We start from the raw sequence: 25,755 nt of genomic DNA on the forward strand, positions 1-25,755 counted from the left end.
GCTTTTTCATGCCGACACGTTGGCAGCGAAAAGCGAATCTGGCACAGACGAGCGATGCTGGCGTCGCCTCTCCTCCCCGTTCCGACGACGCCGACCTGGCAAGTATCCAACGGGCAAGGCGGTTCGGGAGGGACCCTCGATGCCGTCCTCGTCTGGCTCCTGTCCTTCTGCGGCCTCGTCGGCCTGATCCTCTGGTACGACAACGCCCAGGGCATAACCGGCAACGGCATCTTCAAGGCCCTGCAACTCAAGCCCTGGGTTCAGACGCCGGCAACGGCATCGCTCGATGCCTCGAACTATCTCTACTTCCCGATCGTCGGCCGTCTCTGCGCGCTTCTCGATGTACTGGGTGTCTTTCCGGGCGATCCCCGTCGCCAGATGGCGGTCATCCATGCCGCCAGCGCGGCGGCCTGCCTGTCGGTGCTGTACCTGTTCGCGCGCCGGCTGACCGGCGACCGCGCGATCGCGTGGCTCGCCACCCTGTTCCATCTGGCCGGCGGCTTCTTCCTCAATCTCGCGATCAGCAACGAAGACATCATGCCGTCCTACACGCTGATGTTCGCGGCGATGGTACTGGCGGTACTGTGGTTCGTGCGGCCGACCGTGCGGCGCGTCGCGATCGTGTCGGCGATCTTCACCCTCGCCTGGCTGTTCGAGTGGCGGCTGATGTTCCCCACCCTGCCGGCCATGCTGCTGGCCCTGGCGATCGCTTCCGGCCGACCGCTCGCCAGACTGGGCTGGATCGCGACGTTCCTGCTGACCTCCGTGGCGGTCGTCGCCGTCTTGCAACTCCTGTGGGGGAGCCAGCCCGGAAATCCCTACCGCCTCGTCGATCTCGTCTGGACGGCGAAGGGCGTGGAGACCGGCTGGGCCGGATTCACCGCCGCCAAGTGGTGGTTCCTGTGGGCCGGCATCAGCGAGACGCTTCTGGGCGGGCGCAATCTGGGCGACCTGGCCTCGCTTCCCCTGTATGCGCGCGAGATGGGCGCGGCGACCGTGGTCATCGTCGGTCTGGCCGTCGCCGCCCTGCTGCTCTTCTGGCACAACCGGTCGGTGCCGCAGACGCGCATCCTCGTCGCCGTCTTCGGCGGCACCTTCGTCGCCGGCGAGGTGATGAACGTCTATTCGCAGCCGCAGGACCCGCAGATGCAGATCAACGTCATGCCCTGGCTGACGATCGCGGCGATCCTGCTCGTCGCCCACGCGGCCCGCACGCACCGGCGCGCGGCCCTATCGACATTCGCCTGCGTATCAGCTGGCATCCTCGCCTACAACGTGCACGCCCTGGCCGCGACGCGCGGCGAGGATACGCGCTGGCGGGCCACGCTTGAGCGCATCGAGCAGCACGTCCCGCCCGCCCGAAGCTTCCTGCTCGTTCACGGCTTCGAGGGCCTGGTCTCCCAGACCTACTATCACTGGAACGGCGACTGGAAGTTCTTCGACACGCTCGGCCCTGCGCCGACGCCAGCTACGAAGTTCAAGGTGCTGGCGCTGGTCAGCGGCGCCGTGAACCGTCCCCGCCTCACCGGGCCGGAACTGGCCGCTGAACTCGAGCAGCAGATCCTGCAGGCGATGGCACTCGGATACGACGTGGTCGCGGCCGACGTGTGGAACTGGAGCCGCGAGAAGATGGAATCGGCCCTGTCGACGGTTGCGGACAAGGGCAAATCGGATGCCCTGTACGAAATGCTCCACACGAAATTCACCGGAACACCGGTTTACGTGGATCCAGTGGCGGGGCCTTTCGTGCGGCTGACGCCGATCGCGCCGCGCCAGTAGCATTTCCCGCATCCACCCGCCCTTGGCACCTCCACCCGCCGTGTGGCAGAAACCCTAAATCTTGGGAAAACAGACACTTACGACGATCGCCGGGCGACCTGATCCCGCTCCCCCCTGGTGGTCGGAGCGCACCTGCGTCGTCGATCTCGCCACCATCTTCCTGGCGTCGCTGGCCGGTCTGGTCTGGCTGGTCGGCTGGCTGGACAATCCCCAAGCCCTGACCAGCAACGGCGTCTTCAAGGCGATGACGGTGCGGGAGTGGCTGAAAGACTACGTCAAGACCCCGCTCGATCCTTCGAACTTCCACTACTACCCGTTCGTCGCCTTCCTCTGCCACCTGCTCGACCTCGCGGGCGTGCAGACGGGCGATCCGCGCCGCCAGATCGCACTCATCAACTGCCTGTTCGGCGCGATCAGCCTCTGCATCGTCTACCTTCTGGTCCGTACCGTCACGGCGCGTCGGGACGTCGCCTGGGCCGCCACCGCCTTCCACCTCGGCGGCGCCTTCTTCCTCAACCTGTCGATCAGCAACGAAGACATCATCCCGTCCTACACGTTTCTGCTCGGCTCGCTGGCGCTCGCCGCCGTCTGGTTCGTCAATCCGACTCCCGGGCGCATCGCCATCGTCGCCGTGGTCTTCGCCCTGTCCTGGCTGTTCGAGTGGCGGCTGATGTTTCCGACGCTCCCGGCCCTGCTCCTTGCTCTCACGCTGGCTCCGGGGCCGCTTTGGAAGAGGCTCCTCCGCGTCGTGATCTTCCTGGTCGCCATGGTCGGCACCGCGGAGATCGCGATGCAGCTCTGGGGGCCGCACAATGGCAATGTAGGGACCGTCCGGGATCTCCTGTGGACCGGTAAGGCCGTCGAATCCGGCTGGGCCGGCTTTGCCATGCGCAAGGTCGTTTTCCTGTGGGTCGGCGTCACCGAGTATCTCCTGGGCGGCGCCAACATGGGAGATGCGTCCTATCTGAATGTCATCCGGACCGAAGTCCTGACGGCCACCGTCCTGATTGCAGCCATCGCCGTGGCGTGGCTTGTCCTTGTCTGGCGCGACGCCGGATCGCTGAGCCCGCGCATCCTGGCAGCGCTCTTCGGCGTGAATTTCCTGGCAGGCGAGGTCTTCAACTTCTACTCGCAGCCCCAGGATCCGCAGATGCAGATCAACGTCATGATCTGGCTGACGGTGGCCTGGGCCGCGATCGTGGCGGCCGCGACCCTCAGGTTCGGCCCGGCGATACCAAGGATCGCGCTCCTGCTCGCCGTCGCGCTCTTGTCCTACAACATCCATCGCATGGCCCCGGCACGCGGCGCCGACGGGCTTTGGCGTGGCGCGCTTCAGCGTATTGAAGGCCAGGCCGATCCATCCCGAACCGTCTTCCTCGTCCACGGTTTCGAGCAGCTCGTTTCCGAGACCTTCTACGAGTGGCACGGCGAGTGGAACTACTTCGCCAAACTCGGCCCCGCTCCCTCGTCGAAGCCGAAGATCAAGCTCCTTGCATTCGTTAACGGCCCGATCCATCGGCCCTCGGCGAGCGGCGAGGAGATCGCTGCCGAATTGAGTCAGCAGATCGGCCATGCCATGGACCTGGGCTATCAGGTCGTCGCGGACTATGTTTGGGAACTATCGGAGGCGAGCTTCACCTCCTACATGGCGACCGTCGCCGACGCCTCCAAGGCCTCGACAATCTACCGGGTACTCCACGCCAAATTCACCGGGACGCCACTGTTCGTCGATCCGGTCGCGGGTGCCTTCTTCCGCCTGCAGCGGGCGGATTGAGCCTGCTATATGGCCCGGGCCGGCTCTGCTAGGCTGGCCTCCCGAAGCCGTCGACAGATCTGGAATGACATGAGCACTGCGTTTGCCGCTTACCTCGCCGGAAGTCTTTCCTCTGAGCGCTTCACCTTCATCGACATCGGCTGCTCGGGCGGAATCGACCCTGCGTGGCGCGTCTTCGGAGACCGTCTGCGGTCTCTGGCCTTTGATGCCAGCCTCGACGAGTGCGAGCGCCTGACCCGGGAAGAGACGCATCCCGACGTCAGATATATGGGTGGGTTCGTCGGCCTGAATGCGGACCATCCCTTCACTCACGCCGCCGCGGGAAAGCCGCCGCAGGTCCGCAATCCCTTTGCCCGGACGAGCGCCGCGCGCGCCTATCACCTCAAGAGGGAGCGGATGGCCACGGCCACCCTCAAGGAAAAGCTCCACGTCAACGCCTGGAACCTGACGAAGCTCGGCGATCCGAAGAAGCCGATCATCGTGCCCGATGTCCTTGCCGATCTCGGCTGGACCGACATCGACCTTCTCAAGATCGACATCGACGGACCGGACTTCCACGTCCTGCATTCCTTCGACGACAAGTTCGACAGGCTGAACATCCTGGCCGCGCGTCTCGAGGTCAATCTATGCGGCGGCACGGATCCGACGGAGCACACCTTCCACAATACCGACCGTTTCATGCGCGACCGCGGCTTCGAGTTGCTGGCCCTCGACGTCCGCAACTATTCGATGGCAGCTCTCCCCGCGCCCTTCGCCATCACCTCGCCCGCCCAGACCCTCACGGGACGGCCCTTCCAGGCCGAGGCCTTCTACGCACGCGATCCGGCCGGCCCCGACTGGCGACACACCGTCGATGCGATGAGCGCGGAAAAGCTGGGCAAGCTGGCTGCCATCTTCTCGGTGTGGGGCCAGCCCGACGGCGCCGCCGAGTTGCTGACGGAATTCCGTCAGCGACTCGCTGCCGTGATCGACGTCGATCTCGGTCTCGAGTTGCTTGCCGGCCAGGCACAGGTCAGCCGCGAGAAGGCCGATAGCTACGCGAGCTACATCGCTGCCTTCGAGGCCGACGCGCCGTCGTTCTACCCGCCGCCGAACTAGAGGGCGCGGCGGCCCCGGAACCGCAGGACCTTGCCGCGGAGGCTCGGATCGATGCGCGGCAGCCCGGCAAGCACCTGGCTGCAGAAGGGGTTGATGTTGGCGCCGACATAGTCGGTGAAGAGCGGCCAGAACTTGTTGTAGATCACGTTCACGCCGACGAAGCGGCGCGCCGTCCGGCGATTGGCAGGCCGCGTTTCGGCTTCGGACGCCGCGGCCTGCCTGAACAGCCGCGAGATCACCTTGAGACGCTTGGAATCGACCGGTCCGGCATGCCGGCCCGCCCGGACGGGCTCGTCGGCCCGCTGGGTCGCAAGGCCGAACTCGAAGATGAACATATCGGTCTTTGGCAGCAGCGTCTCGAAGCTGGCCCGCTCGACTCCCTCCAGGTCCGTCGGCAGGCCCTCGCATTCCGTCGGCACGAGGATCTTGCCGGTGAAGCCCATGGCCTTCCAAGCCACGGCGAAGCGGCTCACGAATTCGGCCCGCGCCGCGACCATCATGACGGAGGTCGAACGCGGGAACGTCAGCATCTGGTCGCACACGAACGGAAGGGTGTGCGGGATGTCGTAGGTGAGATCGTCGTAGAGATGCCATTCGAGGCTGGTCGACGAGTAGGACACCTCGGCCGGCTTCATGGCCGCATCCAGCCCGGCGGTGAAGCGCTGGTACGATGTATCCCGATCAAGCCTGATCTCCTCGATCTCGACGTCGGGCCAGCCCCAGTTGTCGGCCTGGGCGGCGATGTAGGGCGTCGCCACGTCCCAGATGTACTGGTCCTGGTTGTTCATGCGGGTCTGCCGGCCCTTGTTGTTGGCCGCCGCGACGCGGGTATGGTCGCAGTGATACCCGAACACCTTGTCGATCAGGGTATCGACACGGCCACGATATAGAGCAAGGCGCGCCGCCAGATTCGAATCGCAGTGCCAGCCGAGAAGCATCGACTCGTCGAAGCCGTGGATCTCGAACATGTCCTCGCGCAGCGCCGCCTGGAAGTCGCCCAGCGCGTCGTATTTCATCGGCATGAAGTTATGGACCACCTGGTTCAGGTGGTAGCGAACCGACCAGTCGCGCAGCTTGGCGAGATTTCCCGCCGGGTCGCGCCGGTCGAACGCGGCTTCCCAGAGCATCTCCGGCAGCTCGAAGCGCGGGATCTGATAGAAGCCGTCGGGAACGCCGCCCAGGATGTCGCTGAGCGATTCGTTCTCGACGCGCGGCACCAGCAGCATGTCGGTGTTGGTGTACAGGATCCAGCGGTTCCGCGGATTCGACCGCCGCAGAGCCACGTTGCGCGATTGCGATTCGAGCGCCACCAGGTGGGTCTTCGACTTCAGATGGGCGTGTTGCTCGGGACGGATCCTGAGGATCCGCATCACCTTCTTGGTCTTCTCCGTCAACGTGTCGTGGATCGCCTCTGGAAAGGTCGGATGATCGTCCGGCGTGTTGTAGTCGACGAAGAGAATTTCGTCGTCCGGATCGGACATGACCTCGGCGATCGCGTTGAAACTGATCGCGGCACGCTTGTGCAGGTTATAGCCGTGGGTGTCGTTGCGACCGTAGAGGATGACGGAGAACATGCTACCTCACGCGACAGACGATGGGCTCGACGTTGAAACTCAGGAGGATCGCGCGAGTTCGTTGCGCGCCGCCGCATACTCGACGAGGTCGTGGGGCCCCTGCTCGACGACTTCCTGCCAACGCGAGCGCGCTGCAGCAGGGTCGGTCGCGGCCTTGAGGATGGCCATCTGGAAGAGCGCTTCCGCCCTTCGGCCGATCGTATCTGCCTGGGCGAGCACCGCATCGTCGCCGACCGAGCCGGCCTGCAGGGCAAGCAGCACACCGGGCCATCCCTCTTCGGTAACCGGGGCGCCACCGAGGGACTGCCGTCCCAGCCTCATCCGCGCGGCATTCAGATACAGCCTGAAGTACGGGTCCCGGGGATCGGCCTGGCTCGCCGCTTCCAGGTGGGGAAGGGCGGCCTCGTAGTCGGCGAGGCGAAGAGCCAGATACGCACAGACCGCCGGGCGACCGCCCGCGATCTCGAGCTGCAGCCGCCAGTCGGCGTTGGCCTCGGCGATCTTGCCCAGAGCCATGTTCACGATGCCCCGCGTGTTCAGCGCGCCGGCATCCCGCGGCCGGGCCGCGAGAACCTCATCCAGCAACTCCAGTGCGTCCTGATGACGACCGAGGGCCACCAGAGCCTCCGCCTTCAGGGCGAGCAGTTCCGGGAGCCCGGGACGCAGCTTCAGCGCGCGGTCGTAGTCCGCCAACGCACGTCCGGCATCGCCCTGGGCCAGATAGGCGTTCCCGCGCGCGATCAGGGGCAGGACGTTCCGCCGGAGCGACTGCCGTGCCGAACTATAGGAAATGATCTCGGAAACGTAGGGACCGCGCTGGCGGGCATAGAAGGGCCTGTCCGGCGGACCCGGGCGATTGCGCGCGCGCGACAGCCGCGCCGCATCGTACCGGGCGCGGGCGAGGTCTTCCTGCCCCGTCAAATCGAGCATGGCGCCCTCGGCTTCGAGGGCGTCGGCAAACTCGGGATCGAGCGCCGCGGCATCGGCGAACATGCTGGCCGCCAGAGGGATATTGCCTGTACGAGCAACGATCCGGGCTCGGAGGTAGAGGGCGCGGGCCTTGCTGAGCTCGATCGAGAGCGGCTTTTCCTCCCCCTCTCCGGACCGAGCGCCGCGACGCAGAGAGTCGCGCAAAGAGCCTGACAACCGTTCCAGCAAAGACAATTCGGTCACTTTTAGTGATTTCCCAGACCGCCGGCCACTTCTCCAGCTCCCATCCGTCGCGACCGGGGCCAGGAGTTTGGCTCGTCCGTGCGACCTGGAAACCGGTCATAGCGTGCAGGCGGGATTGCGTTTGGCATTTGACGACCCGGTCGGCTAACTCACGGCAGTAGAGGCGTCAAGCGAGTGTTCCCTTTTCGTCGGCCGGGTTCACCGGCGATCCGGCTCTGGCCCGTCGAAAGACCACTCGCCGCGATCAAACCAAGGCTTCAAACCCTATTGTAGTCGGTTCTTCTATGCTACGCCCTGCCGGCTTAAGCCAGTGCCCAAGGGCCCGATCGGCGGTTTCAGCCCCACAAAGTTGCCAGCGGACCAGCGACCCGAAAAAATGACCAAAAGAGCGTTTCTCACAGGCGCCTCCGGCCAGGACGGCTCCTATCTGGCCGAGTTTCTGCTGGCGAAGGGATACGATGTTCACGCCATCGTGAGGCGAAGCTCCGTCTTCACCTCACAGCGGATCGACCACATCCTCAATCACCCCAATTTCCACACTTACCTTGGGGATCTCACCGATTCCAGCAACCTGCACCGGCTGCTGGGTCGCATAGAGCCTGAAGAAATCTATAATCTCGCCGCCCAATCCCACGTCGCCGTCTCCTTCGAGGTGCCCGAGTACACGGCCGAGGTAGATGCGATCGGCTGCCTGCGGTTGCTGGATGCGATCAAGGATCTCGGGATCAAGCCGCGCTTCTACCAGGCCTCGACGTCCGAGCTGTTCGGTGGCGAGATCGGCACCCAGCCCCAGAGCGAGCAGACCAAGTTCCACCCCCGCTCTCCCTATGCCGCGGCCAAGCTCTACTCCTACTGGGTGACCACCAATTACCGGGAGGCCTACGGGCTGTTCGCCTGCAACGGCATCCTCTTCAATCACGAGTCTCCCCGCCGCGGCGAGACCTTCGTCACAAAGAAGATCACCAAGGCCGCCGCCCGCATCGCGCAGGGCCGGCAGAAGCAGCTCGTGCTCGGCAACCTCGAAGCCAAGCGCGACTGGGGTTACGCCAAGGATTATGTCGAGGCGATGTGGCTGATGCTGCAGCAGAAGGAGCCCGACGACTACGTCATCGCGACCGGCGAGGTCTATTCCGTCCGGGACTTCGCGACGATGGCGTTCGGTGTGGCGGGCATCAAGCTGAAGTGGCGCGGCGAAGGCGTTTCGGAGCAGGCCGTGGATGCCGCGACCGGCGAGGTTCGGGTCGTCGTCGATCCGAAATACTATCGTCCCTCCGAAGTCGACTACCTGCAGGGCGACGCCTCCAAGGCGCACCGCATCCTCGGCTGGCAGCCACGGACGAGCCTGCCCGAGCTTGTCCGCCTGATGGTCGAGTACGACCTGAAGCATGACGGCTACAGCGGTGAGCACGGATGATCCTCGTCCTCGGTGCCACGGGCTTTCTCGGCAAGCGGGTGATCCGCCAGCTCGAAGCCACGAAGAGTGACTTTGTCTCGACTTCCCTCTCCGCCGGCGTCGACCTTCGCGACCGCGCGCAGACCCTCGCGTTGTTCGAGAAAGTCAGGCCGGCCTACGTGCTGAATTGCGCGGCCTATGTCGGCGGCATCCAGTTCGGGCTGAAGCATCAGGCGGAGATGTTCCGCAACAACCTCCTGATGACCATCAACCTGCTGGAAGCCGCGACGAGTACCAAGGTCCGGCGCGTGGTCAACCCGATCTCCAACTGCGCCTATCCCGGCGACGCCACCCTCTTCCGCGAAGACGAATTCTGGGACGGCCCGCTGCACGATTCGGTGATGACCTATGGCTTCGTGCGCAAGGCCTCCTGGGTAGGTTCGTGGGCCTATGCGCAGCAATACGGCCTCGACGTCGTGAACCTCATCCTGTCGAACATGTACGGGCCCGAGGATCATTTCGAGGCGGAGCGCTCGCACGCACTCGGCGCCTTGATCATGAAGTTCGCCGAGGCAAAGGCCACCGGTGCCCCGGAGGTCGTCGTCTGGGGCTCGGGCAAGCCGGTGCGCGAGTGGCTGCACGTCGACGATGGCGCCGAGGCGATGATCCGGGCCATCGGTGCGCCGGCCACGACCGACATCGTCAACATCGGTGTCGGCAAGGGCATCTCGATCCTCGAACTCGCCGAAGTGATCCGCGACGCGGTCGGCTACGAGGGCCGGATCGTACTCGATCCTTCCAAGCCCGACGGCGCCCCCTTCAAGACCGTGGACGGTTCGCGCGGCGCCCGGCTTCTGGGCTGGAGCCCGACACGCGGGCTGCGCCAGGGAATTCAGGACACGGTCGCCTGGTATGTCGAGCAAGGAGCCGCACGATGAGCATCGTCGAGATCAAGGAAGGCGACATCGTGCTCGCCCGCCACATCCCGGCCGGTGCGGCCTGGGCCGGTGGCCTCAAGTTCTTTTCGCAGGACGAGGATTTCATCCAGGTCGGCACCTGGGGCTATCCGGCGGGTACCCTCCTGAAGGCGCACATCCACAACGAGGTGCCGCGCGAGGTCCTCTGGACCCAGGAAGTGCTGTACGTCCGCAAGGGATCGATCAGGGCGTCCATCTACAACACCACCGAGAAGAAAGTGGCCGAGCTGGTCATCGGCACGGGCGACATCGCCATCCTGCTGCGCGGCGGACACGGCTACGAGATCCTCGAGGACGGAACCGAAGTCCTCGAGGTCAAGAACGGTCCCTATGTCGGCGCGGACAGGGACCGCAGGCGGTTGTGAGCGACAACCTCTTCTTCGATGAGGCCTTGCTGGCCCATCGCGGCAAGAACGTCATCATCGGCAAGACGGTTCGCATCCGCTATCCCGAGCTCGTCCGGCTGGGCGACAACGTCATCATCGACGATTTCAGCTACATCTCCACAGCGCTGGAGTGCGACGACTACGTCCACATCTCGGCCGGCGCCAAGCTGATCGGCGGGCGGCAGGCCACCGTCCGGTTTGGCCAGTTCTCGACCCTGGCGCCGAACGTCGTTCTGGCCGCCGGCAGCGACGACTATGTCGGCGGCATCGCCACGCCACTGGTGCCGCGCCGCGTCAAGGGCGCCGTCGAGGTCGGCGACATTACCCTGGGGCGACACTGCATCGTCGGCGCCAACTCGACCGTGCTGCCCAACGTCACGTTCGGTGACGGCGCCTGTCTCGGCGCACAGTCGCTGGCGAAGAAGAATCTCGAGGCCTGGACGCTTTACGGCGGCGTGCCGGCGCGCAAGCTGCGCGACCGCGACAGGGTCGCAATCCTCGCCCTCGAAGAACAGTTCTGGAAGGAAGTCGGGAATGGTTGACCATTTCATCATGCAGATGCGTCCGCTCTTCGGCGAAGAGGAGAAGAAGGCGATCTGCGACTACATGGATGAAGACGGCTTCATCACGGAATTCAAGCGGACCACACAGTTCGAGCAGATGATTGCCGACTACACCGGCGCCCGGCACTGCATCGTGGTCAACAACGGCACGATCAGCCTGACGCTGGCGGCCATGGCGGTCGGCGTCGTCGCCGGCGACGAGGTCATCGTTCCCAACTACACGATGATCGCCAGCCCGAACGCCGTGAAGATGTTCGGCGCCGTCCCGGTGTTCGTGGACGTCGAGCGGGATACGCTGTGCTTAGACATCGAGCTGGTGAAGAAGGCAATCACCCCGAAGACCAGGGCGATCATGCTGGTCTCGGCCAACGGCCGCGCGCCGGCGGCCGGCATCGCCGCCTTCGAGGCCCTGGCGAAAGAGAAGGGAATCGCCCTGATTGAGGATTCGGCACAGTCGCTTGGCTCCTGGTTTCCCGACGGCCGCCATGTCGGACGCGCCGGCCGCGTCGGCAGCTTCTCCTTCTCCTCGCCCAAGATCGTGTCCACCGGCCAGGGTGGCGCCCTGATCACAGACGACGACGAGATCGCGCGCCGCCTGCGCCGCCTGAAGGATTTCGGCCGCTCGGGAGGCGGCAACGACATCCACGATTCGATCGGCTTCAACTTCAAGTTCACCGAGTTGCAGGCCTGCATCGGCATCGAGCAGATGCGCAAGCTGCCGGCCCGTGTGATCCGCAAGAAGGAGATCTGGAAGCGCTACCAGGAGAAACTTGCGGGCATCGACGGCGTCTCGGTGTTCCCGCACGACCTGGCGCTGACGGCGCCGTGGTTCATCGACGTTCGCGTCGAGCGCCGCGAGGGGCTGATCGACTATCTGAAGCAGCGCAACGTCGGGACGCGTGTCATGTATCCGCCGATCACCCGGCAGGCAGCCTACGACCTACCCGGCGACTATCCGGTGGCGGAGGATGTCGGGCGGCGCGGCCTGTGGCTCCCCTCCGCTGTCCAGCTTTCGGACGACGAGATCGACCACGTCTGCGAGGCAATCCGCGATTTCTACGAGGGCCCGAAGAACCGCTGAAGCCGGTACTTCATGCGTCCGTAGAGGCCCCTGGAGATCTCCTTCCGGGAGGATGGTCGGAAGCGCCCGAACAGCCGCGCCTCGCGGATCTTCAGGCGGACAGCCGGACCGTTGCCGCGAAACCGGCCGAACCGGACCGCCTTGCTTTCGGGCGGCATCTCCAGCCAGATCCCGACGGGTTCGCGACTGGCCCTCACCAGCGTCGGCGGCCGGCGATTCTGGTCGATGGCCTCAACGACGAGGTCGCCCTGCAGCACATCCAGCGACAGGAATATCCAGCGGCGCTCGTTGCTTTTCGGTGGCGGCAGCTTGTCGGGCAGGCTGAGCGCCGCAACGTTGTCCACGACACCCTTGGCACCCTCGATGACGCCCGCCTCGTCCCGGCTCGCGATCGGTGCGACCCAGACCCAGTCGAGCGGCAGCTTCGTGATCTCACTGGCGCCGTCTGCCGGGTCCTGGTCGTTCCGTTGGGCATGCAGCGCAACCAGGCCCGCCCGCACCTTCTCCGCCCGCCTCGACGCATCTCCGTCCAGCGCCGGCGCCGGCGCATTCGCGGCACCGAGGCCGACGTGCCAGACGCGATCGCCGTCCCGCGTCCACGCGAAGCGCCCCAGCCCCCACTCGTCCGGATTGAGATAGGGCAGGCTCACCTCGGTCACATAGGACTGGCTGTCGTAGGCTCCGCCAGCATTCACGTAGGACTGGGTGTGGCTGATATGAAAGATGCGTCCCAGCAACTCGCAATCCATCCCGGCATCCATGCAGGTCCAGCACAGGCGCGAATCGAGATGCAACTTGGAGAAGTCGATCGCCTCGTCGAAGCCACGCAGGCCGGTCATGGTCGCCCGGTCCATCATCAGGAAGTCGCCTGACGCATTCGTAAAGGGCGGCCGGTCGTAGGGCGGCTCCGAGCAGGTGTCGACCGACACGATATTCGCCGGATCCTCGATCTCGGCCGGCGTCGCGGAGACGAAGTCGATGTCGGCGCGGATGTTGACGCGCTCCGCGCGGTAGAGGCGATTGGCGACCAGTCCCTCGCGGGCGATGCGGTCGGCCAGCGCGCGGCCGAAGAAACAGTCGCCGCCCGTCACCACCAGGTAGTCGGCCTCGCTCGTCCTCACCGCGGCATTGATTGCCGGATTGAGCATGATGGGCATGGGCCCCTGGCAGATCGCCTTGTGCACTTCCGGTGCCACGACCACACAGCGGACGTAGGGGAAACGCTCGACGAGCATTGGCGCCAGGAGCGGATTGCCGGCCGGCGGATTCCATTCCACGAAGGCGACACGGAACTCGTAGCCGTCTCGCGTCAGTACCGCTCGGTTGTAGGCAATGGCGGCGAGAAGCTTCTCAGTCCATTGCGGCTCGTAGTTGTCGTTGCGCCCGAGGATGATCGCCTCGATGACGCCCCGCCGTACCTGCCCTGCTTCGCCGGTGGACATGGCGAAGCCCGCTACTTCGTCAGCAGATAATAGGCCGTGTTGCCCGAGGCGAAGAGCGTGGAGAACTCCGGCGCAAGGCTGTCGATCTCCGCATCGCTTACCACGTCACGCGGCGAGAAGCTTTTCACCTTGAAGCCGACATGGGCGAAGATGCGCTCGAGCATGCTGCGGCTGGGCATCAGCGCGAACTCGCCATCGAAGCAGCACTTGTACTTGGACGAATCCGCCAACGCCATGATCGCCTCCGGGCTGTCCACGATGTGCGAATGCACGACGGCCCCCTCCTTGACCAGATTGAACAGCGCCTGCGCACCGCCGACCGGATCGAGAAGGTGATAGAAGAGCCCGGAGCAGAAGCCGATGTCGAACGGCTCCGCCGGCTTGAAGCCGTGCAGCCCGCTCAACTCGAAGCGAATGTCGCGAACCGTCTTGACGTCCGAACATTGCTGGAGGAACCGGGCCTGCTCGATCGACGGCGCGTCGATGTCGACTCCGACCATGCGGCCACCCTGCCGCGCCATCTCCATCGTGTGGAATCCCGACGCGCATGCCACATCGACGATACGCTTGCCGGCGATGTCACCAAAGCCCGTCTTGAGAAGATGCAACATGATCTTCTGGTTGAGCCGGTGCATCGGCATGATGCCGTCAATCGTCGCCTCGACTCGCGCGCCCTGCCCCAGATCGTATGAATAGTGCCAGTAGTCCCAGGTGCCGGCCTTGAGGCGGCGAAACTCTGCCGGATCGGCGTTGTCCAGACGGGCAACCGCGTACAGGGCACCGACTGCCCGGCTCGCGCCCGGCGCGGCGTTTCTCACCATCAGGACCGGGCGCCCCGCCGGCTTTTCCAGCAGCACCCTCACCTTACCCCGAAAGGGGGCAGCAAGAGTGACCTTGCCACCGCATTCGCCGTGACTCTTCAGATCCAGGCACTCGACGCGAACCGCGCCCGACTTGAGTTCGATATCCGCCTCGACGACCTTGGGTAGCTTCTGCCAGAATCCGGAAAGCGGCAGCGCGAGCCCGTAGTCCCACTGCTTCGAAGCGATCTCGAACTCCAGACGCCCCCCGCTCGCATTTGCACGGGTATCCTTGAACGCCTCGAAGTTCGACAGGCTGACTTCACGCATCTTGCATCAACACTTTCCGTTATACCGGCCGTTAGCCAACCTTGCGGAAATAGCCTCCGGGCGTTGAAGTGAAGGGAAACTTCTTGAGTTGAGGTCTGTTGGCGCCGAAAAAGTCGTCGAAAGCGGCGCTTTCTCCAGGAAAGCCGTCCATACCGTATTCGTCCAGCAGCACGATTCCACCGGGGGACACGAGCGGGTATAGGTGACGGAGCGCCGCCAACGTCGGTTCGTAAAGGTCCATGTCGAGGTGCAGCAGCGAAATCCGGATCCCCGGATTTGCCTTCACGTACTCCGGAATGCTGACCGACGCATCGCCCTTGACGAGTTCCACCCGCTTCACCCTGGGGACCATCGAATCACGCTGCGTAATCTCGACCAGCTTCTGCAAGGTAGGAAGGAAATCGCTGGAGTTCCAACCGCCTACGACCTTTCCCCTTTTCTCGTTCGGAAGGCCGTCCTTTTCCGCCAGATTGACGAACCCTTCGAATGTGTCGAACCCGATTACCCTCTTGAGGGAGTCGGCGGGACACAGCACCTCGATGAGCTTCACAAAAGTCAGCAAGGACATGCCCTTGAAGACTCCGCACTCGACGATGTGCCCAGGAACATCCATCACTTCGTTAAATATCTGCACATGAGACAGGAACTTGCCGAAGTTCACTCTGCGCAGGAAGAGCATGAAGTTCTCGATGACGTCTTCCTGACCGATTCCGCCATCCGTAATCACCTTGACGGTGTCTTCCCAGATCTTGGCGTCGAAGCCGGTGCTTGCGCCCATGCGCGTTGGATCAGCCTTGTGCTCAGTCATTGTACGTATTCCGGGTAAGAAGCACTGAACGAATCATTGAGATAAAGTCCTTCCGGATAATTACGCTCAATGCTCTCCGATGCGAGAGCATCGTCGAACCGAATCTGGAGATTCAGCCGAGGCCGGTCCGTGGTGTTCAACTCGCTGCGGTGAACCAGAAGTGTACTGAACAACAACGCCTGCCCGGCCTTGACACTTGCCGATTCGAACTGGTGGCGCTCGGCGATCTCGTCGGCATTCGCGATGCTGAAGGATTTCGCGCCACTCCCAGGTGAATTCTCCTCGCGAACAGGCAGAACCCCCCATTTGTGACTTCCCTTGATCCACGAAGGAGGCCCCTGCTCCAGCTCGGTATCAAATAGCGGCAGCCACAGCGTCACCCCATTCAAGCTCCCCTGAATATAGGGAAAATCCTGATGGATCGGCAGCAAGAAGCGTTCTTCATCCGGCAAATCTATGCGCACGTTCACGAAGGTGCAGCATGAAACGAGGCGCGTTCCCATTACCGACTTGGCAAGTTCGATGAGCCAGGGATGACAAGCCAGTTGCCGCGCAGCCGGGAAGCGCCGCGAGACCTTGTAGAGCTTGCCAACAGCTCTCCGATCCACCTTAGCTAGGTGGACGATCGCCTCTGGCAAATCCTTCGCCGCCCCGAGATCAAGCGAAGCACAGTTAATCCATTCGCTCATTTCATGGATCATTTTTTGGCGCAGTTCATCAACGTCCGATGGCAAGCCGACAAGACATAAACCATCCCGTTCGTAGTCTAAAATCAGTCCTTCCAAGAGCCTGTCCTGACTAGCGTCGAAGTTCATGCGCAATCTCCGACTTCAAGGGTAAGGTGACCACAACTCGAATATATCGACAAGCAATCCTTCCTGGACCTTCCTGTCCCTAACTAATCGCGGTCACCTACGCAGAAACTGCCCCTGCACCTGTAAACGCACGCTCGCGATTGCGCGGATGATCAATCTTCACTACCCCGGACCTGACCCGGAGATTGTCCTTGCCGTTGTCGGTGAAGAGAACGGGACTCAGCCGGTGGTTGACGCAGAAGGAGAAAAAAGCGTTCGACCAGTCGATGTCGTCGACGACGATCGTCGCCGCAGGGCTCAATCGAGGCCATGCCGCATCGAGCTCGGCCGTCAGGAATTCCATCGAATGGTCGCTGTCGTGCAGGTAGAGATCGAACGTCTCCAAGCGGGTCGGGATCACCTCGAGGCTGTTGCCCTCGACGAAATCCCAATGCTCTTTGAGGTAATCCGGAATGATGAAGCCTGGCTTCAGCGTGGGCTGATAAAGTTCGGAGTCGCCGACCAGAGGATGACGCGGTGCCGCGCCGGCTGAAGCGCCCGCACGAATGGCCGAGTCCGGGAGGTCGATCGACACAAGGCGCCCCTTCCCGTTTCGATGCAGCCCCGCAAGCAGGAACGACGTATTGCCACCATAGTAGACGCCAGTCTCCAGCACCGTTTCGGGCTTGAGGTGGCGGACCAACACATAGATCAGGATGCGCTCGAAGGCGAACCAGTCGGCCGATTCGATCTTTTCGCGCGCGAAGATGGCTTTGATAAACCCATACTCCTCACGCACTTTCTTTAGCCTCGCATTGATGCCGGCCAGGAATCCTGCGTCTTCCGATATCTCGTCATAGTAGCCCCGCAGGACATCGGGAGCGATCGCCAGATAGTCGGCAAGGCGGTCAAGATTCCACAGGTTACACTTGCGGGTGTCGGCAATGTCCATGTCTCACCCCTTGCGCGGCGATCCGGCCAGTCGGTCCAGGATGCCGGCAGCATCGAGGGAAAAGAGCTTATGATAGAAGTCCGAGGACTGTCCGACCTTCAATGAGTATCCCTCCGGCGCGACCGGCTGCACCGTTATGGACAGCCCCTGCTCCATGGCCAGCTGGCAGACCGAAGAATAGAGGCCCGTCGTCGGGAAATGATCCTCGACGACGAGAACGCGCTCGTGCTTCGCGAGCAAGGAGGACAGCTTCACGGCATCCAGCGTGTGCAGCTTGTTCATGACCAGCACGCCCAATTCCGGGCGGGCCTGCCTGGCCTTCAGGCATTCCTGAACCAGGCTGCCGTACGAGACGAGCAGCGGGGCACCGGGCTGGCCTTCGATGTAGTGGAAGTCGCCATCGGCGCCGGGAATGGACGGCGTGCCCTTGGCGATGCGGACATACGCCGACTTCTCTCGCGCGATGGCCAGATCGAGGGCCTTTTCCGCGAACTCGACAGACGAAGTCGCATAGACGTCGATGCCCGGCAGCCCCTTCAGCATGCCCCACTCGTCGACGATGTGATGAGTCGGCCCGAGCGGGGCGTTGTCGAAGCCCGCGGAGGTTCCCAGCAGGATGACCTTGTTCTCGTGCAGCACGACGTCGTCGCGAATCTGCTCGAGACAACGATGGATGAGAAAGTTCGAGATCGTGTAGACCACCGGCAGGAAGCCCATGTTGCACAGGCCTCCCGCGACGCCGATCAGATTCTGCTCGGCAATGCCCACGTTGAGGAAGCGCTTGGGGAAAGCCTCCTCGATCGGCTCGACGAGGTTGATGCCCATGTCGCCGGTCAGGAAGAACAGGCGCTCGTCCGTCTTCATGCGGGCGAGCAGCGCATTGAGGATCTTGCCTCTCACGACACGTCTCCCTTCAGCGCCGCGACGGCCTGCTCGTAGGTTTCCTTGTTGAGCGACCGGTAGTGCCAGATCGGCTGATTCTCTGCGAAGGGCACGCCCTTGCCCTTGGTCGTGTTGGCAATGATGACGCTCGGCTTGTCGCCCGCGCGTATGGCGGCGATTGCGCCGGTCAGGGCCGCGAGGTCGTGACCATCAATGTCATGCACGGCGAAGCCGAAGCCGCGGAAGCGATCCGCGAGCGGCTCGAGGTTGATGACCTCCCTGGTCGCCTTGATGCTCGAGATGCGATTGTTGTCGACGACTGGAATCAGCCGGTTGAGCTTCTGGTGGTGGGCCAGCATCAGGGCCTCCCACACCGCCCCTTCCTGGATCTCGCCATCGCCCATCACGCAGAAGACCAGGGCGTCGTCGAAGCCCTTCGAGCGTAACCCGATCGCCGCGCCGACCGCGACGGGCAGGCCGTGGCCGAGCGCCCCCGTCGAATGTTCGACCCCGGGCACGGCGTGGCTGACATGGCCGGCCAGTTCGCTGCCGTTCTTGTGGTAGGTCGCGATCGTCGCCGCATCGAGCAGGCCGAAATGGTGCATCACCGAGTAGGTACACGCCGCCCCGTGCCCCTTGCTGACGAACACCCGGTCGCGGCCGTTCTCGCCGCGCCGGATCGCACCGACGTCGCAGGCGCCGTAGGCCGCGATGAGGATCTCGACCATCGACATCGACGTGCCGAGGTGGCTGGCCTGCCCTTCGAACAGGATCTTCAGGATCGTGCGGCGAACATCCGCCGGATCGGGAAGGTTGGGACGCGCCGTCATCGAACTACTTCTCCCCTTCCCGGAAATACTCGAGCAGCTCCGCGACCCCGGTCTCCAGAGAGGTCTGCGGCGCCCAGCGAAGCTCGCGCTTCACCCTGTCGTTCACCGGGTTCCGGATGCTGATCGCCGAGGCATCACGCTCGGTCACCTGAAGCTGCTTGCCGAGCCGGCTCCGCGCCGCCTCGATCACGTCGCCGAGGGTCACCAGCCTGTCGCCTGCGAGATTGAAGATCTCGAATCCCCGACGTCCCAGCGCGGCGCCGATGCCGGAAGCGATGTCGCGGACATGAATGAACCGGCGAGCCGTCGCGAGGCTGCCGACGGTCACCGTTTCGCTCGTGCGTGCCGTGTTGACGAGCGCCTCGACCGCCGACCAGTTGGCCTTGCGCGGACCATAGACGATTCCGAAGCGCAGGACGGTACCGCCCTCCAGACCGCGCCGCACCGCCACATTGAGCGCCATCTCGCCGGCGAGCTTGGTCGCCGCGTATTCGTTCCGTACCGCCGCTGGATCGATCACCGTGTCTTCCGACTGCACCGCGTCGTTGGCCACGTCGCCGTACACCCACTCCGACGAGGCGAAGATGACCTGCCGGGCATTGCGCTTGCGCGCCGCCATGAGCAGGTTGGCCGTGCCCGTCACGTTCACGTCGAAGGCGAGCCGCGGGTCGGCCGCGCAATCGGGCTCCCGGGAGATCGCCGCCAGATGGATCATCGCATCCATTTCCGGCAGGCGGTCGGCGAGCGCCGGATCCCGGATGTCGGCGGCCAGGCTGTTGGCACCGCCGGGCGCCACCGAGTCCACGCCGAACACCTCGTGCCCCTGCGCCGTGAGCGTCGTCTCGAGAACCTTGCCGATGAAGCTTTGCGAGCCCGTAATGACGACTTTCATTTTCGATCCACGCTCTACGACTTCACCCGGCGCAGGAATCCGCCGGGCGAGGACGTGATGTCCATCCGCTCGTAGTAAGGGTCCACCACGAACTCCGGATGCCTCGCCAGGAACTGGTCGATTGCCTGGAGCGGATGATCGTCCGCCCAGCCCGGCCGGGCCGCCGGGATATCCCCGACATGCGCCTGCGCCCCGTCCATGGCCACGATGTAGCTGTCCAGGGTGACCATCGGCGCATAGGCCTCGAGCTCGGCCGCCACATGGGCCGCGGTGTGATTCGAATCGAGCGTGACCAGCACCCGCTTGGCATCGCCGACCGACGCCCGAACCCTGTCAACGATGGTGGGGTCGATCGAGCTGCCCTCGATCAGCTCCATCCGGTGACGCAGGGGATGGGCGTCGATGATTTCACGATTGTGCTTACGGATGTCGACGTCGATGCCGATGACCCGCCCCTCGCCGATCAGCTCGAGGATGGAGGCCGACAGCACCAGGGAACCGCCGTGGGCGATGCCGGTCTCGACGATCACGTCCGGCCGCACCTTCCAGATCAGTTCCTGCATCGCCACGACGTCCTCGGGCAGCTGGATGATCTGCACCCCAAGCCAGCGCGGCTCGTACATGCGCCGATTGTGAGCCGAAACCTTGAGCCACAAAGCCGCTAGCAGCTCGCGACCCTCGGGCGAATAGAGATCGCAGGCGATCTCCTCACCGTTCCGGCGCAGGACGATCTGCGAGTTTGGCGGCGCGTGTACGGATTTCATTGCAGGATCTTCACTTCGGGGACCGGCAAGATGAACTTCCCTCCGCGGCTTCTGTAGTCGGCCTGCTGCCGGACGATTTCATCGACGAAATTCCAGGCCAGCACGAGCAGGTAGTCCGGCTGGTCCTGCAGGATCCGCTCCGTCGACACGACGGGGATATGGCTGTCGGGCGTGTAGCGACCCTGCTTGAGCGGGCTGCGGTCGGCAATCCATTGGAGGTCGCCGGCGTCGACACCGGCGAAGGTGAGCAACGTGCTGCCCTTCGCGGGCGCGCCATAACCGGCCACCTTCATGCCCTTGGCCTTCAGCTCGTCGAGCGTGCGTCGCAGCTGCCTTCGCACCTCATGGGCCTGTGCCGCCAGCTTCTCGAGGGGCGCGCGCTCCGGAACGCCATACTCGCGCTCCTGAGCGAGCCGTGCCGTCACCGCCGCAGACGCCGGGCGGACGCCCTTGCGCTGGATGAAGGCCCGCAGCTGCCCGTGATGGATCGGCAGGCGCTCGCAATCGACGACCTCGAAGCCGCGCGGATTGAACAGCTTCTGCATCGCGTCGAGCGACCAGTAGGAGACATGCTCGTGATAGATCGTGTCGAAGGCGGCCTGGTCGAGGAGGTCCAGCAGATAGTGTGCCTCGACGACGAACACGCCGTCGGCATCCAGCATGACGTCGAGGCCGGCGACGAAATCGTCGAGCGCGGGAATGTGCGGGAACACGTTGGTGGCCGTGATCGCCTTCGCCGGCCCGAAGCGCTCGCGCAGCTTGCGCGCCGACTCGAGACCGAAGAAGTCGTTGACAACCTCGATCCCCTTCTGCTTCGCGACCGGCGCCAGATTGACGGCGGGGTCCATGCCGAGGACGCTCATCCTCTGCTTCCGGAAGCCCTCGAGGAGCGTGCAGTCGTTGCAGCCGATGTCCAGGACCAGCGCGTTCGGCTTGAGCTTCGCCCAGTCGACGACGGCGGCGGCCAGCCCGTGCAAGTGATTGACCAGCGTCTCGGACAGGGAGGACATGTAGAGATAGTCCTCGAACATCGCCGCCGGCGGCACCCGATCGGGCAGTTGGACGTGGCCGCACGAACTGCAGTGCGCGAGGCGCAACGGGTAGGCCGGCTCACCGGCCTCAAGCTCCGTCTTGGTGAGAAACTTGTTGGCCAACGCCATTTTCCCGAGGTCGAGGACGACCTCGACATCGCTTGACTGACAGAGAATGCAGCGCGCCAAGTTTCACCTATGATCGCATACTGCTGGTATGCTGGGGCGCGTTAGTAAACCAATCGATTGTGCGCCGCAATGCCCCGGAAAATGGCACTTCTGGCCGCCAATCCAGCATTTCCCGGGCCTTTGAGACGTCGGCGCTGCACCGCCAGATTTCGTCCGCGCGCACTTCCGACGGCTCGATCGAGAGGCACCCGGATTTGCCCATCAGGGCGAGGATTTCGCCGGCGACCTCCCCGACCGAACGTCCCTGCCCCGACGCGATGTTGATGGTCGAGCCGCTCGGAATGTCCCGGATCATGGAGTTATGGAACGCCCGGACAACGTCGCCGATGTAGACGAAATCCCGCTCGGGCCGCGGGTTCCGGATACGGACCGGTTCGCCAGCCAGGGCGGAAAGGATCACATGCGGGATCAGCCGGTGCCGTGCCTCCCACGGTCCGAATGGCGTGAACAGCCGCAGTTCCACGGTTCGCCATCCGTGGAGGCGTCCCCCGCCATGGACCAGCTGGGCGGCGGCCGACTTGGTCATGCCCAGCCAGTTCGCCGGACGCTCCGGCGCGTCCTCCTTCAGCCCGTTGCCGTCGCCGTACTGGGCGGCACTGCCGGCCTGGATGAACCGCAGGCCCTTCTGCCCTGCCAGTGCCTGGAGAAGGTTCGCGGTGCCGCGTACATTGACGTCGACATGGTCGCTCGCCGCTGGCGGCGGGTTGAAGGCCGTTGCGGCGAGATGGACGACGATTTCCGGCTGCGCGACATCGACCGCGCGTTGCACTGCTGCCGGGTCGCGCAGGTCGGCTTCGAGGCACTCGAAACGCCTGACGACCTCCGAAAGATTCGGGGGGCACCCTGCAGACCGCGCGGTGACGAACACCCTGGCATCCTCGCCCAGCACGTGGCGCACGAGATTGGCGCCGATCATGCCGCCGCCACCGGTGAAGAGAATTCTCCGGCCCGCTAGGTCCATCTTCAGGTGACCGCGTACAAAACGCGCGCGCCGCGAGGCTCGTACGCCATGGGGACTTCGGTCAGGTCGCCCAGCGCCGCCCGAACGGCGGCGTGCTTCTCTGGCGGTGCGAGCAGCAACAGGAACCCGCCGCCGCCGGCGCCCAGCAGCTTGCCACCGTGTGCACCCGCTGCCAGGGCCGCCTCGTACCAGCGATCGATTCGTTCCTCGGAGATGCTGCTGGCGAGTTCACGCTTGCGGCGCCAGTTGCTGTCGAGCAGCGCACCGATTTCGGCAATCGTGCAATTCGCTCGCAACTTGTCCCGCAGCACCATGGCATCGTCCCGCATCGCTGCGACGAGAGGACGGGTGTCGGCCAGCTTGGCGCGCTGCTCCGTCAGTATGGTGGCTGCCGACCGCTGGATGCCCGTCCAGAAGACCAGGCTGTCGCGGAACAGGACCCGCAGGCGATCCTCGCCGATCGAGATCGGATCGATGGAAACCGCACCACCGGGATGGAACTGGATGAGATTGAGCCCGCCGAAGGCCGCGGCATACTGGTCCTGCTTGCCGATCGGATGGCCGAGGCGCTCGATCTCCACCGTGCAGGCCTCTTCCGCGAGCTGCGCGGCCGACACGTCCTCGCCCCTCAGCGTATGCAGGGCATAGAGCAGTCCCACCGCGAAGGCCGACGACGAGGCCAGACCCGAATTGGCCGGCAGGTCGGACGCGATGTTGACCTGCAGCGGGGCCGGCACTGTCACCAGCCGCAGACACTCGCGCACGATGTCGTTGCGGATGTCGGCCAGCGAATCGGTGTGCTCCGTCACCGAATAGTTGATCCGGTACGCCTCGTTGAAAAGCGGCGAATGCGCCTTCACCGTCACATAGATGTACTTGTCACACGCCGTGCTGACGACGGCACCGCGGTCCTGTTCATAGAAGTCCGCGATGTCAGAACCGCCGCCGATGTAGCTGATGCGCAGCGGCGTCATCGTCGTGACGAGCCGAGGCGGCCGCCACGATCTAACCATGCTTGAGGGCCCAGTCGTACGGGATCTCCGGCGTGAAGGGCGGCAAGCGCAGCATCTCGTCCGGCCGGTGCGGTTCGCTGGCGCAGTTCGCCATCACCACCATCTTGTCGCCGTAGGCCTTGTAACCGTTGGCGATACCGGGCGGAATTTGGACGAGGACATAGTTGTCCTCGCCGAAGAAGACCTCCTGAAGGGCACCCTTGGTGGGCGAGTCCGGGCGCAGGTCGTACATCACCAGCTTCGCACGCCCCACCATCACCGCGTTGTTCACGGTCATCGTCTGATGAATGTGCCAGGCCTTCACAACGCCGGGCCAGGCGCAGGAGAAGTAGATCTCGCCGAACGACTTGAAGTGCGGGTCGGTCGCCTTGAGCATGTGCATGATCTTGCCGCGCTCGTCGACGATCTGGCGCAGGGGAACGACCTTCACACCATCGATCTCAGCCATTGACGCCTCGCCACTTCAGGTTCTCGTCCAGTCGACCGTCGTCGATCAGGTGCCTCAGCCAGCTGAGGCGAATGAACTTGCCGCTCGCCACCGCGACCTTGTCGAGGCCGACCTTGCGGAAGGCGTCGGCAAGCTGGACGGCGCCGGACTCCGGCGTCCACTCGAACTTGAAGTCGGGGAAGGTCTTCGCGAACTTCGCGAAGCTCGCCCGGTAGGTGCGCTGGTCGGCGCCGGGCCGCGCCTCGATCGTCAGCTTGGCCCCTGGAACCGCCTTCACCGCCGCCTCGCCGATCGCGCGGATCTTGTAGTTGAGATGGTCGGCGCCGTTGTTGAACGCCTGGTTGTGGATGGTCTCGAGCGGCGCAGAGAGATAGAGACCGAAGGTCCGCGCCAGATCGTCGACGTGAACCACCGGCCGCCACGGTTCGCCGTCGCTGTGCATGGTGACGTGGCCCGTGGTCAGGGCCTCCGCCACGAAAGCATTCAGAACCGTGTCGAGACGCTGGCGCGGCGAGAGACCGTAGACGGTGCCGTTGCGGACATACACGGGCGAGAAAGTATCGTCGGCGAGTTCCTGGAGAGCCTGCTCGGTCTGCACCTTGGAGCGCGCATAGTCGGTCTGGGGATTGAGAGGCGCAGTCTCATCGACGAACTGCGCCTCGGAAAGGCCGTACATGATGCAGGACGACGAGAAGATAAAGCGCCTCACGCCGGCCTGCTTCGCCGCCTTGGCGAGGCGCACCGATGCGTGGAAATTGATGTCCTCGGTCCAGCCTTTGTTCAGATTGCCGACCGGATCGTTGCTGAGTGCGCCGAGATGCACTATCGCATCGAAGCCTTTGAGGTCGGAAGCCTCGACCTCGCGAAGGTCCTTGGAGATGGTCGGTACCTTGGCCGGCTCGGTCCCGAGCAGGCACTTGGAGAAGTACCCGGTATCCAAGCCGACGACGTCGTAACGCGAGCGAACAAGAGTTGGGGTGAGCACAGCCCCGATGTAGCCATCGTGACCCGTAACCAGGACTTTCCCGCTCATCTAAACCGAACCTCCCCTGCAGCCAGTCTGCGGTGCTCCCGGAGGAGCCGCATGCTTGCAATCGACAGCTTGCAAAACCAAGCTGGCCTGCCTCAATCGAGGCTGACAACTGGACCATGCGCCGGGGCTACGTCAACCCTTGGCAGGAAATGCAGATGAAAACCAAGTTCCCCAGCCGGAAATACCCTTCCGCGGGTGCCTACACTCTCGAATATGCCGTCAATCTTGCGACTGCCTTGCAGTCGGTCGGCGGCGATCAGATCGACCGGGCCGCGGCTCTTCTGTCCCGCGCCATCCGAGAGGACCGGCTGATCTTCGCCTGCGGCAACGGCGGGTCGGCGGCCATCTCCAACCATCTGACCTGCGACTGCTCCAAGGGCATCGCGACCGGGACCGGCCTGCGTCCCCGCGTCTTCAGCCTGTCCGCCACGGTCGAGCTCGTCACGGCCATCGCCAACGACCTCGAGTTTTCCGAGGTCTTCGTCCAGCAACTGCGCACGGCAGCACGCCCGGGCGACGTGCTGATGACCATCTCCTCCTCGGGTGATTCCGAGAATATCGTCCGGGCCGTGAAGTGGGCGCGCGAGAACGGCATGGCGACCATCGCGCTGACCGGGTTCTCCGGCGGCCGCAGCGCCGGCCTGGCGGATGTCAGCCTGCACGTCGCGGCTGACAATTACGGCGTGGTCGAGGACACCCACCAGAGCCTCATGCACATTCTCGCGCAGTATCTTCGTCTCGAAGCCCTGCCGGCCGATCAGATGGCCGCGACCCGCTTCTGATGCCGC

25 protein-coding genes are annotated in these 25,755 nt (G+C 64.1%); 9 read left to right on the forward strand and 16 right to left on the reverse strand.

Annotated features, from left to right (window positions below):
- The first annotated feature begins 54 nt into the window (after nucleotides 1–54).
- The 3 genes from LJ725_RS24705 to LJ725_RS24715 all read left to right on the forward strand — a co-directional run bounded on the left by LJ725_RS24705 (nucleotide 55) and on the right by LJ725_RS24715 (nucleotide 4,651).
- Nucleotides 55–1,779, forward strand: coding sequence for a hypothetical protein (locus LJ725_RS24705; RefSeq protein WP_230553618.1), 1,725 nt, complete (start codon nucleotides 55–57; stop codon nucleotides 1,777–1,779).
- 61 nt (nucleotides 1,780–1,840) lie between these two features.
- On the forward strand, nucleotides 1,841–3,553 hold the full coding sequence (locus LJ725_RS24710; RefSeq protein WP_230553619.1) for a hypothetical protein: 1,713 nt from the start codon (nucleotides 1,841–1,843) through the stop codon (nucleotides 3,551–3,553).
- A gap of 69 nt (nucleotides 3,554–3,622) precedes the next feature.
- Nucleotides 3,623–4,651: an FkbM family methyltransferase gene (locus LJ725_RS24715; protein ID WP_230553620.1), complete on the forward strand. Its 1,029-nt coding sequence runs from the start codon at nucleotides 3,623–3,625 to the stop codon at nucleotides 4,649–4,651.
- Here the strand turns inward: LJ725_RS24715 and LJ725_RS24720 are convergent.
- Nucleotides 4,648–6,225, reverse strand: coding sequence for a hypothetical protein (locus LJ725_RS24720; protein ID WP_230553621.1), 1,578 nt, complete (start codon nucleotides 6,223–6,225; stop codon nucleotides 4,648–4,650). The genes LJ725_RS24715 and LJ725_RS24720 overlap by 4 nt on opposite strands.
- Before the next feature lie 39 nt (nucleotides 6,226–6,264).
- Complete coding sequence (locus tag LJ725_RS24725) at nucleotides 6,265–7,398, reverse strand: tetratricopeptide repeat protein (RefSeq protein WP_230553622.1); 1,134 nt, start codon at nucleotides 7,396–7,398, stop codon at nucleotides 6,265–6,267.
- Nucleotides 7,399–7,774: 376 nt separating this feature from the next.
- On the opposite strand from LJ725_RS24725, the gene gmd reads away from it, so the two are divergent.
- The 5 genes from gmd to LJ725_RS24750 are packed head-to-tail and all read left to right on the forward strand — an operon-like array spanning nucleotide 7,775 to nucleotide 11,798.
- Nucleotides 7,775–8,812, forward strand: coding sequence for a GDP-mannose 4,6-dehydratase (gene gmd / locus LJ725_RS24730; protein WP_230553623.1), 1,038 nt, complete (start codon nucleotides 7,775–7,777; stop codon nucleotides 8,810–8,812).
- A complete protein-coding gene (locus LJ725_RS24735; protein ID WP_230553624.1) occupies nucleotides 8,809–9,729 on the forward strand; it encodes an NAD-dependent epimerase/dehydratase family protein in 921 nt (306 codons plus the stop codon). The genes gmd and LJ725_RS24735 overlap by 4 nt, the downstream gene beginning before the upstream one ends.
- Nucleotides 9,726–10,133 (forward strand): cupin domain-containing protein, encoded by a 408-nt coding sequence (locus LJ725_RS24740; RefSeq protein ID WP_230553625.1) that lies wholly within the window; start codon nucleotides 9,726–9,728, stop codon nucleotides 10,131–10,133. The genes LJ725_RS24735 and LJ725_RS24740 overlap by 4 nt, the downstream gene beginning before the upstream one ends.
- The gene (locus LJ725_RS24745) at nucleotides 10,130–10,696 is read left to right on the forward strand and encodes an acyltransferase (RefSeq protein WP_230553626.1); all 567 of its coding nucleotides are present in this window, start codon (nucleotides 10,130–10,132) and stop codon (nucleotides 10,694–10,696) included. The genes LJ725_RS24740 and LJ725_RS24745 overlap by 4 nt, the downstream gene beginning before the upstream one ends.
- Complete coding sequence (locus LJ725_RS24750) at nucleotides 10,689–11,798, forward strand: DegT/DnrJ/EryC1/StrS family aminotransferase (protein ID WP_230553627.1); 1,110 nt, start codon at nucleotides 10,689–10,691, stop codon at nucleotides 11,796–11,798. Before LJ725_RS24745 ends, LJ725_RS24750 begins: the two co-directional genes overlap by 8 nt.
- Here LJ725_RS24750 and LJ725_RS24755 read toward each other — a convergent pair.
- The 14 genes from LJ725_RS24755 to LJ725_RS24820 all read right to left on the reverse strand — a co-directional run bounded on the left by LJ725_RS24755 (nucleotide 11,774) and on the right by LJ725_RS24820 (nucleotide 24,967).
- The gene (locus LJ725_RS24755) at nucleotides 11,774–13,240 is read right to left on the reverse strand and encodes a hypothetical protein (protein ID WP_230553628.1); all 1,467 of its coding nucleotides are present in this window, start codon (nucleotides 13,238–13,240) and stop codon (nucleotides 11,774–11,776) included. The two genes, LJ725_RS24750 and LJ725_RS24755, sit on opposite strands and share 25 nt — an antisense overlap.
- Before the next feature lie 11 nt (nucleotides 13,241–13,251).
- Complete coding sequence (locus LJ725_RS24760) at nucleotides 13,252–14,370, reverse strand: class I SAM-dependent methyltransferase (RefSeq protein WP_230553629.1); 1,119 nt, start codon at nucleotides 14,368–14,370, stop codon at nucleotides 13,252–13,254.
- Between the two features lie 31 nt (nucleotides 14,371–14,401).
- A complete protein-coding gene (locus LJ725_RS24765) occupies nucleotides 14,402–15,178 on the reverse strand; it encodes a TylF/MycF/NovP-related O-methyltransferase (RefSeq protein WP_230553630.1) in 777 nt (258 codons plus the stop codon).
- Nucleotides 15,175–15,993 carry a phytanoyl-CoA dioxygenase family protein gene (locus tag LJ725_RS24770; protein ID WP_230553631.1) on the reverse strand — a complete coding sequence of 273 codons (819 nt, stop codon included), beginning with the start codon at nucleotides 15,991–15,993 and terminating at the stop codon, nucleotides 15,175–15,177. The genes LJ725_RS24765 and LJ725_RS24770 overlap by 4 nt, the downstream gene beginning before the upstream one ends.
- A 97-nt stretch (nucleotides 15,994–16,090) precedes the next feature.
- Nucleotides 16,091–16,924 carry a class I SAM-dependent methyltransferase gene (locus LJ725_RS24775; protein WP_230553632.1) on the reverse strand — a complete coding sequence of 278 codons (834 nt, stop codon included), beginning with the start codon at nucleotides 16,922–16,924 and terminating at the stop codon, nucleotides 16,091–16,093.
- Nucleotides 16,925–16,927: 3 nt separating this feature from the next.
- Nucleotides 16,928–17,824, reverse strand: coding sequence for a transketolase C-terminal domain-containing protein (locus LJ725_RS24780; protein ID WP_230553633.1), 897 nt, complete (start codon nucleotides 17,822–17,824; stop codon nucleotides 16,928–16,930).
- A complete protein-coding gene (locus tag LJ725_RS24785; RefSeq protein WP_230553634.1) occupies nucleotides 17,821–18,636 on the reverse strand; it encodes a transketolase in 816 nt (271 codons plus the stop codon). The genes LJ725_RS24780 and LJ725_RS24785 overlap by 4 nt, the downstream gene beginning before the upstream one ends.
- Nucleotides 18,637–18,640: 4 nt before the next feature.
- Complete coding sequence (locus LJ725_RS24790; RefSeq protein ID WP_230553635.1) at nucleotides 18,641–19,528, reverse strand: NAD-dependent epimerase/dehydratase family protein; 888 nt, start codon at nucleotides 19,526–19,528, stop codon at nucleotides 18,641–18,643.
- 14 nt (nucleotides 19,529–19,542) lie between these two features.
- Complete coding sequence (locus LJ725_RS24795; protein ID WP_230553636.1) at nucleotides 19,543–20,292, reverse strand: cephalosporin hydroxylase family protein; 750 nt, start codon at nucleotides 20,290–20,292, stop codon at nucleotides 19,543–19,545.
- Nucleotides 20,289–21,512 (reverse strand): class I SAM-dependent methyltransferase, encoded by a 1,224-nt coding sequence (locus LJ725_RS24800; RefSeq protein WP_268990860.1) that lies wholly within the window; start codon nucleotides 21,510–21,512, stop codon nucleotides 20,289–20,291. The genes LJ725_RS24795 and LJ725_RS24800 overlap by 4 nt, the downstream gene beginning before the upstream one ends.
- 7 nt (nucleotides 21,513–21,519) lie before the next feature.
- A complete protein-coding gene (locus LJ725_RS24805) occupies nucleotides 21,520–22,473 on the reverse strand; it encodes an NAD-dependent epimerase/dehydratase family protein (RefSeq protein WP_268990861.1) in 954 nt (317 codons plus the stop codon).
- Between the two features lie 2 nt (nucleotides 22,474–22,475).
- The gene (locus tag LJ725_RS24810; RefSeq protein WP_230553639.1) at nucleotides 22,476–23,486 is read right to left on the reverse strand and encodes a GHMP family kinase ATP-binding protein; all 1,011 of its coding nucleotides are present in this window, start codon (nucleotides 23,484–23,486) and stop codon (nucleotides 22,476–22,478) included.
- Nucleotides 23,479–23,934: a dTDP-4-dehydrorhamnose 3,5-epimerase family protein gene (locus LJ725_RS24815; RefSeq protein WP_230553640.1), complete on the reverse strand. Its 456-nt coding sequence runs from the start codon at nucleotides 23,932–23,934 to the stop codon at nucleotides 23,479–23,481. Before LJ725_RS24815 ends, LJ725_RS24810 begins: the two co-directional genes overlap by 8 nt.
- The gene (locus tag LJ725_RS24820) at nucleotides 23,927–24,967 is read right to left on the reverse strand and encodes an NAD-dependent epimerase/dehydratase family protein (RefSeq protein WP_230553641.1); all 1,041 of its coding nucleotides are present in this window, start codon (nucleotides 24,965–24,967) and stop codon (nucleotides 23,927–23,929) included. The genes LJ725_RS24815 and LJ725_RS24820 overlap by 8 nt, the downstream gene beginning before the upstream one ends.
- Nucleotides 24,968–25,122: 155 nt before the next feature.
- Here LJ725_RS24820 and LJ725_RS24825 point away from each other — a divergent pair, with 155 nt between their 5' ends.
- Nucleotides 25,123–25,749 carry a D-sedoheptulose-7-phosphate isomerase gene (locus LJ725_RS24825; protein ID WP_230553642.1) on the forward strand — a complete coding sequence of 209 codons (627 nt, stop codon included), beginning with the start codon at nucleotides 25,123–25,125 and terminating at the stop codon, nucleotides 25,747–25,749.
- The last annotated feature ends 6 nt before the right edge of the window (nucleotides 25,750–25,755 follow it).

The organism is Reyranella aquatilis (genome assembly GCF_020880995.1).
In the GTDB taxonomy this organism is placed as follows: Bacteria; Pseudomonadota; Alphaproteobacteria; order Reyranellales; family Reyranellaceae; genus Reyranella; species Reyranella aquatilis.

Bases quoted from the DNA above. Each gene is read 5' to 3' on its own strand.
- LJ725_RS24705 (WP_230553618.1), top strand. From the start codon at position 55: ATGCTGGCGTCGCCTCTCCTCCCCGTTCCGACGACGCCGACCTGGCAA.
- LJ725_RS24715 (WP_230553620.1), top strand. From the start codon at position 3,623: ATGAGCACTGCGTTTGCCGCTTACCTCGCCGGAAGTCTTTCCTCTGAG.
- LJ725_RS24720 (WP_230553621.1), bottom strand. From the start codon at position 6,225: ATGTTCTCCGTCATCCTCTACGGTCGCAACGACACCCACGGCTATAAC.
- gmd (WP_230553623.1), top strand. From the start codon at position 7,775: ATGACCAAAAGAGCGTTTCTCACAGGCGCCTCCGGCCAGGACGGCTCC.
- LJ725_RS24735 (WP_230553624.1), top strand. From the start codon at position 8,809: ATGATCCTCGTCCTCGGTGCCACGGGCTTTCTCGGCAAGCGGGTGATC.
- LJ725_RS24740 (WP_230553625.1), top strand. From the start codon at position 9,726: ATGAGCATCGTCGAGATCAAGGAAGGCGACATCGTGCTCGCCCGCCAC.
- LJ725_RS24750 (WP_230553627.1), top strand. From the start codon at position 10,689: ATGGTTGACCATTTCATCATGCAGATGCGTCCGCTCTTCGGCGAAGAG.
- LJ725_RS24755 (WP_230553628.1), bottom strand. From the start codon at position 13,240: ATGTCCACCGGCGAAGCAGGGCAGGTACGGCGGGGCGTCATCGAGGCG.
- LJ725_RS24760 (WP_230553629.1), bottom strand. From the start codon at position 14,370: ATGCGTGAAGTCAGCCTGTCGAACTTCGAGGCGTTCAAGGATACCCGT.
- LJ725_RS24765 (WP_230553630.1), bottom strand. From the start codon at position 15,178: ATGACTGAGCACAAGGCTGATCCAACGCGCATGGGCGCAAGCACCGGC.
- LJ725_RS24770 (WP_230553631.1), bottom strand. From the start codon at position 15,993: ATGAACTTCGACGCTAGTCAGGACAGGCTCTTGGAAGGACTGATTTTA.
- LJ725_RS24775 (WP_230553632.1), bottom strand. From the start codon at position 16,924: ATGGACATTGCCGACACCCGCAAGTGTAACCTGTGGAATCTTGACCGC.
- LJ725_RS24785 (WP_230553634.1), bottom strand. From the start codon at position 18,636: ATGACGGCGCGTCCCAACCTTCCCGATCCGGCGGATGTTCGCCGCACG.
- LJ725_RS24790 (WP_230553635.1), bottom strand. From the start codon at position 19,528: ATGAAAGTCGTCATTACGGGCTCGCAAAGCTTCATCGGCAAGGTTCTC.
- LJ725_RS24795 (WP_230553636.1), bottom strand. From the start codon at position 20,292: ATGAAATCCGTACACGCGCCGCCAAACTCGCAGATCGTCCTGCGCCGG.
- LJ725_RS24805 (WP_268990861.1), bottom strand. From the start codon at position 22,473: ATGGACCTAGCGGGCCGGAGAATTCTCTTCACCGGTGGCGGCGGCATG.
- LJ725_RS24810 (WP_230553639.1), bottom strand. From the start codon at position 23,486: ATGGTTAGATCGTGGCGGCCGCCTCGGCTCGTCACGACGATGACGCCG.
- LJ725_RS24815 (WP_230553640.1), bottom strand. From the start codon at position 23,934: ATGGCTGAGATCGATGGTGTGAAGGTCGTTCCCCTGCGCCAGATCGTC.
- LJ725_RS24820 (WP_230553641.1), bottom strand. From the start codon at position 24,967: ATGAGCGGGAAAGTCCTGGTTACGGGTCACGATGGCTACATCGGGGCT.
- LJ725_RS24825 (WP_230553642.1), top strand. From the start codon at position 25,123: ATGAAAACCAAGTTCCCCAGCCGGAAATACCCTTCCGCGGGTGCCTAC.